Annotated in this window: 11 protein-coding genes; 2 read left to right on the forward strand and 9 right to left on the reverse strand. The window is 47.4% G+C overall.

Translation table 11 applies throughout. From position 1 onward, the window contains the following. Nucleotides 1–18 precede the first annotated feature (18 nt). From glk to ACJJJA_RS20920, 4 genes are all read right to left on the reverse strand, one after another. Nucleotides 19–981, reverse strand: coding sequence for a glucokinase (glk, locus tag ACJJJA_RS20905; RefSeq protein ID WP_444882936.1), 963 nt, complete (start codon nt 979–981; stop codon nt 19–21). Between the two features lie 227 nt (nt 982–1,208). Beyond that, nucleotides 1,209–1,517 carry a DUF1272 domain-containing protein gene (locus tag ACJJJA_RS20910; protein WP_444882937.1) on the reverse strand — a complete coding sequence of 103 codons (309 nt, stop codon included), beginning with the start codon at nt 1,515–1,517 and terminating at the stop codon, nt 1,209–1,211. A 412-nt stretch (nt 1,518–1,929) separates the two neighbouring features. Then, the gene (locus ACJJJA_RS20915; RefSeq protein ID WP_444903286.1) at nt 1,930–2,241 is read right to left on the reverse strand and encodes a cupin domain-containing protein; all 312 of its coding nucleotides are present in this window, start codon (nt 2,239–2,241) and stop codon (nt 1,930–1,932) included. 59 nt (nt 2,242–2,300) lie between these two features. Further along, the gene (locus ACJJJA_RS20920) at nt 2,301–2,597 is read right to left on the reverse strand and encodes a hypothetical protein (RefSeq protein WP_444882939.1); all 297 of its coding nucleotides are present in this window, start codon (nt 2,595–2,597) and stop codon (nt 2,301–2,303) included. Between the two features lie 343 nt (nt 2,598–2,940). Between ACJJJA_RS20920 and ACJJJA_RS20925 the strand changes: the two genes are divergently transcribed. After that, nucleotides 2,941–3,534, forward strand: a complete 594-nt coding sequence (locus tag ACJJJA_RS20925; protein WP_444903287.1) for a TetR/AcrR family transcriptional regulator — start codon at nt 2,941–2,943, stop codon at nt 3,532–3,534. A gap of 69 nt (nt 3,535–3,603) precedes the next feature. On the opposite strand, the gene ACJJJA_RS20930 is transcribed toward ACJJJA_RS20925, so the two are convergent. The 3 genes from ACJJJA_RS20930 to ACJJJA_RS20940 are packed head-to-tail and all read right to left on the reverse strand — an operon-like array spanning nt 3,604 to nt 7,953. Continuing rightward, nucleotides 3,604–4,788, reverse strand: a complete 1,185-nt coding sequence (locus tag ACJJJA_RS20930) for a hypothetical protein (protein WP_444903288.1) — start codon at nt 4,786–4,788, stop codon at nt 3,604–3,606. 11 nt (nt 4,789–4,799) lie between these two features. After that, nucleotides 4,800–5,615: an outer membrane lipoprotein-sorting protein gene (locus ACJJJA_RS20935; RefSeq protein WP_444887356.1), complete on the reverse strand. Its 816-nt coding sequence runs from the start codon at nt 5,613–5,615 to the stop codon at nt 4,800–4,802. Beyond that, the gene (locus tag ACJJJA_RS20940) at nt 5,596–7,953 is read right to left on the reverse strand and encodes an efflux RND transporter permease subunit (RefSeq protein WP_444903289.1); all 2,358 of its coding nucleotides are present in this window, start codon (nt 7,951–7,953) and stop codon (nt 5,596–5,598) included. The genes ACJJJA_RS20935 and ACJJJA_RS20940 overlap by 20 nt, the downstream gene beginning before the upstream one ends. 836 nt (nt 7,954–8,789) lie before the next feature. Here ACJJJA_RS20940 and ACJJJA_RS20945 point away from each other — a divergent pair. Continuing rightward, complete coding sequence (locus ACJJJA_RS20945; protein WP_444887357.1) at nt 8,790–10,091, forward strand: amidohydrolase; 1,302 nt, start codon at nt 8,790–8,792, stop codon at nt 10,089–10,091. Nucleotides 10,092–10,140: 49 nt separating this feature from the next. Here ACJJJA_RS20945 and ACJJJA_RS20950 read toward each other — a convergent pair whose 3' ends face one another. Both ACJJJA_RS20950 and ACJJJA_RS20955 read right to left on the reverse strand, forming a co-directional pair. Continuing rightward, nucleotides 10,141–12,453 (reverse strand): FG-GAP repeat domain-containing protein, encoded by a 2,313-nt coding sequence (locus tag ACJJJA_RS20950; protein WP_444903290.1) that lies wholly within the window; start codon nt 12,451–12,453, stop codon nt 10,141–10,143. A 318-nt stretch (nt 12,454–12,771) separates the two neighbouring features. Next, entirely contained in the window at nt 12,772–14,238 is a 1,467-nt protein-coding gene (locus ACJJJA_RS20955) for a DEAD/DEAH box helicase (protein ID WP_444887359.1), read from the reverse strand. Nucleotides 14,239–14,581 lie beyond the last annotated feature (343 nt).

The following is a 14,581-nucleotide window of genomic DNA, read 5'->3' on the forward strand; positions in this document are numbered from 1 at the left end:
AGGGGCAAAATAGGCAAATCAGCCTTCTAACTGCACCGCAGCACCGATTAGAGCTTGGTAACCGGCATTCAAGGCATATACCGGCACGGCTTCCAGCCACGGTGCAACCCGACCCTTGTTAAGGAAGCGCTGTTCGAACTCACTTTCTGGCAGTAGCTCAGCGATCCGAGGCAGGATGCCCCCTCCCAGGAAAACACCACCGCGAGCCCCCATATACAGCGCAGCATCTCCCGCGGCACTGCCAAGGAAATTGAGGAAATCCAGCAGGGTTTCACGACACATAGGATCGGTATTATCCAGGCCACGGGCGCTCACATCCGGCGGTGTCAGTGCCTCAGGAGTACGGCCATTAAACTCACACACGGCTCGGTAAAGGTTCACCAATCCGCTGCCAGAAAGAACCCACTCATTAAAAACCGGACACCGGCTCTTCATCAGGATCTGTAGAAGTTGCAGTTCGCGTTCAGTGGATACCGTCAGGTTGGCATGGCCACCCTCGCCTGCAAGCACATGATAGCGGCCATCTGCCTCGGCTAGGCCTGCCACGCCAAGGCCGGTTCCCGGACCCAGTACTACCATCGGCGCACCCTGTGGACGAGGCACATCCCTCAGCACGGTATAATCGCTACTGGACAGGCGCGGTAGCGACTGAGCCAGCGCGGCAAAATCATTAATCAGCTCCAGATGGGGGAACTGAAATTCCTCGGCCAGGGCCGTTGCATCAATGCTCCAGCCCAGGTTCGTCATATAAACGCGCTTTCCAGAGGGAGTCTTCTCCAGCGGGCCTGCAGCAGCAATACACACTTTCTCTGGCCTGGGCTGATCGAGGCTATCGAGCCAATGCTGCAACGCAGCATCAAATCCTTCAAAGCGTTTGCAGTCCACTACTTTCAGCCCCTCTAGCTGATAGCCCTCTGCAATTGGCTTGGCTATCGCAAAACGGGCGTTGGTGCCGCCGATATCCGCTACGATACTCGTCATAGTTATCCCTGTTCAGATCCCCAAAAAAAAGGAATATAAGTTACGGTGTCAGAGAAGATATTGCCAGTCCCAAAAGTATTCCTACCGGACCATTCAACCCAAAAAGAAACCGGTTAACCCAGAGAGCCTCTGACATATTTGCAGTAAAATACCGAGTAACCACAATAATTAGACTGCAAGCTTTTGATTGGTCACAGGAAAGAGCTTATTTAAGTTTAAGCAAAACTTTAGCGCGCCTCTGGGGCTACCGCCTTCAGCGATGCAGCAAAATCTCGCATCTCCTCTTTACTGTAGCGACTCAAAACCCGCTTTTGCGATGCAGGCTGAAATTGAATCCCCACCCCTTGGCGTCTCGCCACTTGCGGCCGTACCGGACGAGGGCAAAATCCACCTCCACAATTGGGACAGACATTGCTCAAAATCTCCTCAACACAGGCCTTGCAAAAGGTACACTCATAAGTACAGATCATCGCCTCTACAGAATTAGGGGGGAGATCTTTATCGCAACTCTCACAATTCGGTCTTAATTCCAGCATTCTAGACTCCCTTTATTAGCTAGAAATTTTTGACAATAATCGTTTTCATTACTTACTGTTTATGTGGATAAATTCACCAATACGAAATTTTTAGGTGATTCATATTTCGTCATATCAGGCAAAGAAAAAACCACCCTTTTTTTTGCAAAAAATACAGACTGCTTTCCCAACCGGGACAAATAAGAACGTTCAAAGAAAACCGCCAATATTATCGCAAATTTTGCAAAAATAATGGTATAAAAATGACAATAAGTCGTCATAATCCGTCATATACGTGCGGAACGGAATACACAGCAGTTAATCTTTCGCTTCCCGACCTAGGCAATTAGCATCGCAAGGGCTAATCACAGTCGCACATAATCAAGAATAATATCTGGTAAAATGTGTTTTTTTCAGAAAGAAAAAGATTTACCTAAACACTACCTTCAGATTCCACAACCAGAATACGAGCCTCACCAACAGGATGAGCTACATGTTCCGTGCCCTCGGAAGCGTGGAATATATCACCAGGCCCAAGAAGTTCCGATTCAGTTCTACCTGCTACTTTGTAAAAAATTTCTACATGATCATCGAGAACAGCAAAGACTTCCTGGCCATCATTGATATGCCATATATAAGGTTTATTAGTCCAATGCAGTTTAGTGGTAATCCCGTTCATATTTGCTATCAGCTGCGATTCCCAGGGCTTGCTACCGGTAAAATCTCTGCTACGCACTATTCTCATAATGTTTATTCCAATATCGCTTTATAAAATTTCCGGCACCGTCATTTAGAGAATGGTAACTATAAGGCGGGTTCTTCAGGCGCAGGTGAAGTCATGACACCATTTTCATCAGTCTTTTTTTCTGCCAGCTCATCAACTCGCCTCACCCCAAAAGTCACCGTTGGTGGAATTCCCATCCCCAGATCGATATCCGCAACACGGTAATTGCATCCCCTGGCTTTGAGAATGGCATTCACCTTCTCCTGCTTTTCAACCGCTTTGATAACGGTATTGGCTATCACTTCATCACTGCTAAAAGCGGATACGGACTCATTGACCCTTTCACCGAGTTCCTTGGCTTTATCAAAAATACCCATAATTTTCTATTCATCCTCTATTCATTCGCGGCCGAAATCATAGGTTAATTATCTATTTTTAGGAACCGCAAGCGGGTAGCCTTGACTCCACCTCGGGGCCACAACAATCAAAGGTTAAGACGAGCTGGTCATTTACTTTGAGCAACCGATTAAAAGGGGCCCATTAGTCAGCACTCGGCCTTTGTACCGAATAAGCTGACCACCTATTCATGAACCGGCAAATCCGCTGGATTACTCATGACAAAACCTATTTACCCCTATAATTTTGAGACTCTCCCCCTCTCGTCTTGCCCCCCCCAGATTGATATGTCACTATCATTTTTTTGAGGTTTGGTAACGATAAATGAGTGGGCGCAAGCAGTTCGATGAGTCACAAGTACTAGACAAGGCCATGCGCGTTTTCTGGGAAAAAGGCTACAAAGCAACTTCCTTGTCGGATCTTGAATCGGCCATGGGACTGAATAAATCCAGTATCTACAACACCTTCCAAAGCAAGGAAGGGTTGTATGGCCGCTGTCTGGAACATTTCCACACCCAATACGCCTGCGATGCTATGGATACCTTGAACCACCCGGACTTCCGCACAGCCATGGGCGGCTTCCTGGAAATGCTTCAGTCTGGTATGGAAAGCTCTGAAACTCCTGAAGGCTGTATCGCTACTATGGCAGCAATGGAGGTGGGTGCCAGTGAAGGATTTCTCGCTGACCTGGTAGCCAAGGGTACCAATGATATGCTGAACCGGATCGAAACCCGTATGCAAAAGGCTATTGACGATGGCCAATTGCAGGCCGGTGTCGATTGTGCCGCCCTCGCCGCGATGGTTATGGCGGTAAGCCGTGGCGTAGTGGCCCTGAATAAAGGCACGGGCAGTACCACAGCAGGCAAAAACAGTTACCAACAGCTATCCACAATTCTGGACCAGTATACACTTCCCTAAAAAAAGCCCACCCCAAAACTTCTTGCCTCTTTGGGGTGGGAATGGGGGTATTCCTGTGAGAATTAACTTTTAAAAATAGCGACGTAATTCCAACTGAAAATAGTCGTCGTTGCGCAAATTGTAGGTAGGGTCTTCTTCATCGGCATTACCGAAAAAACGCGCTTCTGCTTCCATTAACCAGCGATCATTAAGTCGGTGGGTCAGTTCCAGATTGGAAAAACGACTACCGTTATCCAAATCGGTGCTTACGGCAAATAAAAGCTCCGTATCCTGAGTATTATTGAGAGCGTATCGCGCACCTATCGCAATGTCATTTTGACTGGCCGTAGACCAAGGTCCGGTACGATCATCAAATTGATACTCCATTAATACCCCAAGATCTGAGACCGTTTCGCCAATACCATAAAATGTATATTCGAAACCACCGACAGCCGCTGTCTGGCGATCTTCACCGCGAGGTTTAAATGAAATAGCTTCAAACTTCCACAACCAATCTCCACGGGTAGTTTGAATGTCCACACCCGTCTGATCGATCTGTGCATAGTAAGGCGCAAGCAAGCCATCTTCCGTAAGCAATAACAATGGATCCCGATTAGTACCGGAAAAATGGCTGAGGCCCAGGTCCCAATCTCCAAGTACATGGCTGTAACGCAAGGCCCAATCTATATGCTTCTCCTCCCGGTCAGATTGATAGACCGCAGCATCCTCATCCACCAGCAGCGGCGCACGCAATCGTCCTTCCCGGCCAGCAAATTGACGCTCGCGAAAACCCAGTAAACCGTACACTTCCAGTGTTCCCCAATCACGCTCCATCAGGAGGTTAATCATGGGTTGGCCCAGCTTGTCTTCACCGTCGATATTTTCCAGTGCATCATCCTGGTTAATCACATCCACCAAGTGCACGGTTTCAGTAACTCCCCAAAATACTTTGCGCACCCCGGCGTAAAGCTCGAAACTATCGTAAGCTTTCCACCAGTAAAGCTCGCCGAGATCCGCGTGATTGCGATCGCTATCCTCACTGTCCCAGCGCCCAAAGACACTGGCCACAACACGCTGGTTTCCATCGTCAAAATCCCGGTAGTACTCGAGATTTAAAGACGCAGAAAGACCGGCATCACTTTGTGCTGAATCCAAAGGGTCTGCGGTGAATGCGCGGGCCTCCAGGCCCGCATAACCGCTCAACTCATCCGCTCCAGCCGTATGACTCAGCGCCGCCAATAGTGGCAACAAAATGAGTATTTTTTGGTTAACCATGGGCGCAATCCCTATTTCGCCCTGGAGAGACTATTTTTGGTGAAGTCGCGATCGGTAAAACCATTGCCAAATACCCAGTCGCCATACAACAACTCCGTGGATTTACCGGTCTGGTGATTAACCATTTCCATTTTATTGGCTCGCCAGTATTGATCGCCGTACTGGTTGTAGTCGGAAATCGTAAGGGTCTTCATCAGGTCCCCTTTTCGATCATAGTAATCCGTTCTCCATGCGCGGTACTCCTCTGTATCAACCCAAAGGTGTTGAATGGAATAACCAGATTTAGGATCAACCGGATCCAACTCCAGAACAAAGTGATCGCGGCCATCGAAAGACTCGTTGCGTAAATATTTGTAGGTGTACTTCTCCACCTCCTGTGAGGCGATATCTTCATAGGAGAATTCACTACCCATAAATGGGCCAGACTTGTTGCTGGAGGAAATACGCTTTACTCGCTTTAAAGCAGGTAAATAGAGCCACTGATCATCGGAGCCCACTTTATGGGTAAAGGACAAAAATGCTGTACCCTTTACATCCCGAGGGTTGTCAAAAATCACCAGGGATTTATCACCGTCGTTTTTCTGCTCCAGAGTTTTAGTGCGCATAGCCCGCACACTCTCCTCACCATATTTATTGCGCAGGGTCATTGTAAGGCTGTTGCTAAGATCACCGAATCCCAAGTCGCGGCGGTCCGCCTCCTTGGCAATTTCCAGACCTTTTTCTGCGGCCAGGTCCAGTTCACTGGCAGAAACAGAGAAAGCTGCCAGAGCCAGGGCACCTGCTAGGGCCCGTGTCAAAAACGGTTTATTAGAGCGGCTGGGTTGCATAGTTTTGCTCCTTATTTTCAATAGGGGTAATAGCGGGGTCGTATGCCTTGGCATCGAGCTTCATCAAGAGAATCGGAAGAAGTAGGAAATCCGCCAGCAAGGCCATCAAAATGCAAATTGCGGTCAGAAGTGCCATGGAAGAATTCATACCGAAGGAGGACTGGGCCAACACCATAAATCCGACAATCAGAATGACTGAGGTCACAACTATCGCTACACCCACTGAAGAGAAGGCGTAACGCAGTCCGTCCTCCACGTTATAGCCTGCACGGCGCTGGCGCAGGTATTTACTGAGGAAGTGCACTGTATCATCTACCACAATACCCAGTGCCATACCGGTCACCATAGTGACAGCCACATTGACTTCAGCTACCAGTGCACCCCAGAGGCCAAATGCCAGGCCGGCCGGCAACAAATTGGGAATTAAGCTTAAGAAACCGAGTTTGACACTGCGCAGGGCAATACCAATCAGTGCAGAAATTAACACCAGCGCAACCAGAGTGCCCACCAACATGCCCTCCATATTGCGCTCGGCAATATTGGCAAACATGATCGCCGGACCTACGCCATAGGCAGTTACACCAATGTTTTTCTCCAGCCAATTACTGCCGGCATCAGCTACCACTTTGAGTTCTTTCGACTTGAGATTATCGAGAGTTACAATAATCTGCGTCGACGACTTAGCCACATTCAGCTGATTATTTAAATCCAAGCCATAGGGGAGAGACAGCTCGTACAGTAACAAATACTGGGCTGCCAATTCCTGCTCTTCAGGCAACCTGTAGTAGGCAGGATCGTCAGCATGCAGATTTTTGTTCAAGCGCTTGAAAGTATCGCCAATGGTATTGACATGGCGCACCCCAGGCTGGGCCTGCATCCACTCAGTGAAACGCTCCAGATTGGCAAGAAACTCCGGATTGCTAACACCATTGTTGTCACCGGATTCGATCGAGTAAATCAGCTGGTAAATACCAGAGAGGTTGTCATTGATATAATCTGAATCAGTTCGAAACTCCACAGACTCATCAAAGTAACCAACAAAGTCATCATTAATCTCATTGTTTGGAATCATTGCCAATAATCCCAACGAGACAATTACTCCCGCCAGTAGTATCGGGCGCTGACGGCGAATCACAAAATCTCCCAGAGTATCCATGGAGCGTCCAATTTTGGATTCACTGGCGCGACTTTTGGCCGGCAGTATCGCCATCAATGCAGGCAGTAAGGTAACCGATAAGAAGAATGCCACCATCACACCCATCGCGGTAATATTACCCAGATCGTGGAAGGGAGGCGCATCGGAAAAGTTCATCGACAGAAAGCCAATGGCGGTAGTGATCGAAGTTAAGAACACAGGCCCCATGTTGAGCTGCAAGCTCTCTTTAATTGCATCGTGCTTGCTGAGTCCACGGCGCATTGCAGCAAACAGACTCACCAATATATGTATCGAATCCGCCACTGCGAGAGTCATAATAATGGTGGGCGCAGAAGCGGATGGCGGTGTCAATTTAACACCGATAAAACCGGCCAAACCCATGCCTGCGGCCATGGAGAAGACGATAACCAACAGCGCTGCAAAAGTCGCACTGAAGCTCCGCACCAACAAAAATACAACTGCAATAATCACCAGGTACATGAGCGGAACTAAGGTGCTCATATCTGACTGAGAGGCCTCAAAAAATGCATTACTCAGTAAAATAATACCGGTCGCATAGACCTCTACATCGTATTTTTCTTCAATCTCTTCCATCAATGCCTGTGCAGCTTCAGCCGCTTCAGGGGTTTCATGCATGGATTTTTGTGGAAGCTGGAAGGTGATATTTATCCCTGTAACGGAACCATCACTATTTACCAGGCGCTCCTTCAAGGTGGGATCTGCCAGCGCTACAGCCTTGATAGAGGCCAGGGTTTCTGCATCTAAATTGCTGGCATTTTCCACCAAGTCCTGTACCAGGAGATCATCTTCCTCGGCAATGGTGTGCTGGAAGTTGGTAATTGAATCCACCCGCAGCGCATAAGGTAACAACCAGGATTTCTCCGTCATCTCCTCTACGGCTGCCAGGGCATCATTGGAAAAGGCATTTCCGTCTTTAGGCACTACCGCAAACAGAATATTGTCATTCTTGGTGTAAGTGCGCTGGATTTGCTCATAAGCTTGTAGTTGAGGATTAGCTTCACTAAAGAATGCCCGGTAATCATTGTTGAAACCCAGAAATCTTGCTCCGCTTACCGCAAAGAAGGCTAACAGTAGTGCGCCAATGGCTACCAGCCATCGATATCGAATAAGCCAATCCGCATAACGGCTGACCCAATTCGAGGGTAATTGGGGGGATGACATTAAATCAGCTCCTTCAAACAACTTGATAGAAAATAATTAATCAACAACCTAAGCAAATGGGTATTTACTTACGGCCACAGAATCCCGTAGTAGCCAATATGATCAGCTACAAAATTTGATAAAAAGGCACACTAATGCCATCAGCCAAACCGTAAATATGGCCGAGACATCAATAAGAAATCATCACTTTATACGCTATAAGAACCACTTATTTTTAATTAGCAGTAATCAATCATTAAGCAGAGCTTACTCTCCCCAATACAGAGGCGATTGCCGAAGGGTTTCAGAGTTAAGAAAATATCTAATTTACGTCGATGTAAATCTAACAACAAATAGAATAATTATTTATATATGCCTAAGACATACAGATATATTAGTAACCTGCCTATTATTATCACTATAAATTAACTCGTTAATTATCCTCTAAGAAAAAAATAGAGCACTCTACAAGTTAAATCATTCTGATTTTTCCCAATCATTACTTTAATCGCGCATTAAGGTCCAAAATGATTGGTCAGCAATACAAATAATCTTGGACCCCGCAGATATTGCTCGATATTCCATTGTGCCTACTGAAACAGAGCACAACAGCTTGCCAAATCCATGACCAATCAGTATCACCCAGTCTCGTGAAAATCTTGAGAACCTCCTGTCATCCTCATTGCCCTGTGGTTACAGCTCTTTCCACAATCTATGCAGAACATCTTGAACCGTTCGGTTCATCATGTCAACAACGGAATTTCAAAATATGTAAAGGCAAACCAGCTCGAGGGAGTCGGTTGCGCAAAATCTGGGTTAGAATCGGGCGACGATAATGAGAATGAAGGAATTGTGCTGTGAAAAAACTGCTCCTGCCCATCGCAATCGGTGCATCGTTGCTGGCTACCCATACCTTTGCAAGCGACCCTAAGCCTCAGCAATTGCTGGAAAATACTGAGTCCAAAGTAATTGAGTGGCGTCGCCACCTGCACCAGAACCCAGAGCTGGGCAATCGCGAATTTGAAACAGCCAAATATATTGAAAAACACCTACGTGCACTGGGCCTTGAGGTTGAAACCGATATCGCCCATACCGGCCTTGTGGGCTTTTTGAGAGGCGGCAAACCGGGCCCAACTGTTGCCTTGCGCGCGGACATGGATGCTCTGCCAGTCACCGAGAGAACCGATGTGCCCTTCGCTTCCAAAGCCAGAACCACTTACCAGGGTAAAGATGTTGGCGTTATGCATGCCTGTGGCCACGATACTCATGTGGCCATGCTGATGGGCGCTGCCGAGGTCCTGACAGGCCTTCGCGATGAGCTGGCTGGAAACGTCTTGTTTATATTCCAGCCTGCAGAGGAAGGCGCACCGGACAATGAAGAAGGTGGCGCAGAGCTAATGCTCAAAGAGGGCATTTTCAAGAAGTACAAGCCGGACGTGGCCTTTGGCCAGCATGTCACTTCCTCACTACCCACCGGTGTCATCGGCTATCGCTCGGGCCCGCTTATGGCCGCTGCCGATGAGTTCCGTATTACTATCAACGGCCGCCAAACCCATGGTTCACGCCCCTGGAGTGGAGTGGACCCTATTGTCGCCGCTGCACAAGTCGTAATGGGCACCCAAGCCATTGTCAGCCGCCAGATCGATATCACTAAAGAGCCCGCAGTCGTTTCCTTCGGACGTATTGACGGTGGTGTCCGCAACAATATCATTCCCGACAGTGTCTATCTGAACGGCACCATCCGTAATTTTGATATGGATAACCGTGCAGAAATTTTCAAACGCTTAAAAACCACTGCTAAGTTAATTGCTGAAAGCTCCGGGGCAAGCGCGGATGTGGAGATTCTGGAGGGCTATCCGGTAACAATAAATAATGCAGAGCTGACAGAAATGGCCCTGCCTATTTTGAGGTCTGTTGTTGGCGAAAAGAACGTAATCGAAATCCCGAAAATTACTGGAGCTGAGGATTTCTCCTACTACGCTAATGAAATCCCAGGCTTATTCTATTTCCTGGGGGTAACTCCAAGAGATCAGGATGCCAGCCAAGCCCCAAGCAATCACTCACCGCTTTTCTATGTGGATGAAGATGCTTTGCGTAAGGGTACTGAAGCGCTGACCCTGTTAACTTTGGATTATATGGCAAACTATAAAAAACAATAAAATAAAAAGGGCCTCTTTCGAGGCCCACAACAACAATTGTTCTTAAATTTTATTCAACCAGAAGCATAATTATACTTCTATTAATATCTCCCTGGTCATCCGTCACCGTCAACTGAAATGCTAAAGAAGTATATTCCTCATCACTTTTGTTAGGAGCAATAAATGTTGTTATCGCTGCACTAGCATTTTCTAGTGAAACCTCTGGCCCACCAACTTGCTGCCATTGGTAACTAATTATAGTTCCATCTTCATCTATGGAATTAGATCCATCCAGGGTGACAAGACTATTTTGTTTTACATTTAGTGGGGTAACGATTTGCGCCTTAGGGCTAGAATTACCAACTATTCGGATCGCTAAAAACCCCACCCCGGTATAACCATCATCATCTTTCACACTAAGAGTTACCATTATCACTCTCTGTGTATCAGCAGCAATCTCAGGAGCAATAAAGCTGGCGGTTCCGTCTGGATTATTATTTATCTCCAAGCCTGACGCGCTCCAATTGTAACTTACGATTTTACCGTCTGAGTCATAGGATTCTCGACCATCCAATTGAACTAACTTCCCAGGCTTGACCTCTTGAGGCTCCCCAGGCACAACTATAGGAGCCTTCAAACCCTCCGCTATAAAAGCGATTGTTCTTTTTGATTTCTGCCCACCATTATCTTCTACTTCAACCTCAAATACATAACCTTTCAGTAACCCTAATGGCCCACCAAAGACAGGAACGGTAAAAGTAGCAACCCCACGTTCAAGTTGCATTAACTCAACAGGATCACCACTCAACTGAGCCCAGCGGGCACTTACAATTTCTCCATCCATATCAAAGGATTCACTGGCGTCCAGCCTGACACTTTGCCCAGCTTTTATCGTTCCGATATTCTCAACCACAATAACCGGTGCCAAGTTAGTTCCCACACGTACTGTGCTTTGATCGGTACTGACAATACCATGATCGTCCTCAACCTCAAGCTCAAAAACCAACTCTTGCACTATGCCTTTTTGCTCAGCTGGAGCAATAAAGTTCACCACCCCATCCCCCGAGTCCATCAAGCTTACAGGCGCTCCAGAAAGTTGCTTCCAATGATATGCAACAATATTTCCATCAGGATCTGAAGACTGGCTACCGTCGAGCACAACCAGGGAGCCTCCATCAACAGATTGATCACCTCCAGCAATGGCTTGAGGCGGCTGATTTAATACTGCCAAACTCCCCTTTAGAGTTATTAGTCCCTGTTGAGGATTAGCGATAACAATATCAACGGCCCCATCACTATTTATATCTCCCGTAGCTATACTTTGTGGATTGGAATAGTTACCAACAGGAATATTTATCTCGTATTTAGAAGCCTCCAAATCCTGGATAAAATCTCCATAAGCGGTCAGGGAAAATCCCTCCTTGGGCAGCATTAATACCCTAGCAGATTCTTTATCTTGCAATAATTTAGTTAAAATTGGTCCAGGATTATTTTGTGTGGAGAAAAAAACAGGGATTTGCAACTTACGTTCACTATCCTGAAAAAAAACTGCCAAACCGGCTCCTGTAGCGCTATCCTCGAGAGAAACAACCACATCATTGAATCCATCGCCATTGATATCTCCTGTCGAAATACCATTAGCCTGAACCTTACTACCAAAATCATAATAGGCAATTTGGCTGCTAAACGGATTAGACTCCATTACCGCCAACTTTGTACTCAGCGGTTGCTCACTGAGCATCACAATATCATCGACATAATCCCTGTTGACATCCCCCAGAGTCAGCAAAGCGGATTCATGGCCCATCACAAAACTCAGACTTCTTACCTGACCAAAGGGCTGGGGTGCCTGGCGAATACTCTCAACACCATCGCTGGTTTTACTGATCCCAACAATCTCATTGACTCCATCTCCCTTTAGATCTCCAATAGCAATATTGGTAGCATAGCTGGAGAGGTAAGTTTCTCCGGCTGTCAAACCTCCATCTTCAGTTTGTAAAAAGGTTTCAATTTTTTCACCTGCAAACCCAATAGCAATATCCTTGCGACCATCACTATTGATATCACCCACTGCGAGAGACTTCGGCAAGCTCTCTGTCTCACTGGACAGAGGGTAATTTACTGCGTCTTGTAACTGTCCAGCCTGATTCTGAAGAAAGACTTTTAATTGGAAGTCATTGTCTGGATCAAAAGCCTGGGAAGTAATAATAGCCACATCATCTCGTCCATCATTATTCAAGTCAGCTACGGTAACAGCTTCAGCTCTGGAACCTATTGAGTAAATTTCGGCAGGCTGGAATTGAGCCTTACCACTTGCATTACTGGTCAGCAGTAACACAGTAGAAGGAAGAACGAAAAACTTTGAGAGCAACTTCAATTTCACAACATATCCTTGTGTAAATTTTCTTAAATAAGCAAATTTAACTTAACACAAATTTCTGAGAGCAAATGTGATCAATTATGGAATTGATATATCCAAATTAGCCAAAAATAAGCAGACACTGGTTCCAGCTTTTAGTATGGATAATACAAATCACAATAATAATATAAGAATAAAAATAACAACTTCACTCACAAAAAAAGATAAACTTTTCTCAAGCATCGCTGCTGAATAAAACGATAAAAGTAAACAGACAGTGAAAGAAAATAAAGGCGAAAAAAAAGCGGCCTAGGCCGCTTTTTTTACCAACTACTCAAAATGCTAAGCGCTTTCCGAACGCCCTCTGCTGGGGCGGCGTCTCGGAGCTCTCTGTGGTTTTTGGCCATCACTGCGACCCGATTCAGCGCTGCGAGCCCTGCCAGTACCGCCGGAGCGATTTCCATTGCTTCCTTTACCTGCGGTGGCATTGCTATTGCGACCACCGGTTCCACGTCCTTCTGGTTTACCGCGACCACTTCCGCGATTACCACGGCGCTCATCGCTATTGCCACGAGCATCTCGTCCGCCCTCATTATTTCGGGAACCTACAGGGCGTTTACTGGCGCCAGGTTTTTGCTGGCCGCCACGCTTGGGGTTGCCAGAGGCTGGCAACTGATGATCTGGCTCAAAGTCCTCGATTTCCTCGCGGGGAATTGGCTTACCAATTAAGCGCTCGATATCGCGAAGCTGCTTAATTTCATCGGCACTAACAAGGGATACAGCTTGCCCCTGGGCGCCCGCACGTCCTGTACGACCGATACGGTGAACATAATCTTCAGGAACATTGGGCAAGTCGAAATTTACCACCTGGGGTAATTGATCGATATCGATACCCCGTGCAGCAATGTCTGTCGCAACGAGGATCTGCACCTTACCGGCTTTAAAATCTGCCAGAGCCCGGGTTCTGGCATTTTGGCTCTTATTACCGTGAATAGCCGCTGCCAGGATGCCATCTCCTTCGAGCTGTTTCACCAGCCGATTGGCCCCATGTTTGGTACGGCTAAATACCAGTGCCTGATGCCAGCCATTCTCTCGAATCAGGTGACTTAACAGTTTTGTTTTTCGAGCCTTATCCACAGGGTGGAGCTTCTGTCGTACTGTTTTGGTAGTGGAGTTTCGCGGGCTGACATCAATCTCCAGCGGATCCTTCACCAGACCTTTGGCTAGCTGGCGAATCTCAGGAGAAAAGGTTGCCGAGAAGAGTAGATTCTGACGCTTGGCCGGTAAGATCCTCAGCACTCTCTTAATGTCATGGATAAAACCCATATCCAACATGCGGTCTGCTTCATCTAAGACTAAGGCTTCCAGGCGATCAAAGCGGATTGCCCCTTGATTGTGCAGGTCCAATAGACGACCAGGGGTCGCCACTAGAATATCGGCACCGCCTCGCAGTCGGGAAATCTGGGGATTGATCTTCACTCCACCAAAAACTACCGCATGACGCATTGGCAGGTACTGGCTATAGCTCTGCACATTATCAAACACCTGTGCGGCCAGCTCGCGGGTTGGGGTGAGTACCAATGCGCGCACCTGCCCTTTTCTGGCACGCTCTCCCTGGTTTAAGCGGTGCAACAGCGGCAATGTAAAACCGGCGGTCTTACCCGTGCCCGTCTGGGCTGCAGCCATAATATCACTGCCCTTCATTACCGCCGGAATGGCCTGGGCCTGGATTGGCGTGGGCTCAGTATAGCCCTGCTCTGCAACGGCACGGGCAATCTCCTGGGCAAGGCCCAGATCTTCAAACAACATAAATAACCTCAAACTGCGCCCTGGGCGCAATCAAACACATTCGCACCACGAAGGAGCAAATAGAAAAATCGGAGTTGGCATCCAGAGCAAGTGAGGCTCGATGCACACAGCCGTCAATTCACCGGCCAGCCGGCGCGCGGCATTCAGTAGAGGGTTCCGGGAAGAATTTAGAAAAGTTCACGGGGGGATACCGGTAGATCACCGGCCTACAAATGACGCAGCTGAGAAAAATCAGCTACAGCACTATACCATAATGAAACTGACTGTATAGTTCTCTCGGCTAAAACTGCTCTTCATAGGCATAGACAAAGGGGTTGTTGGGGACCCAGGCCAAGCGAGCGTA

This window comes from Microbulbifer mixtoriginis (SeqCode) (assembly GCF_052466865.1).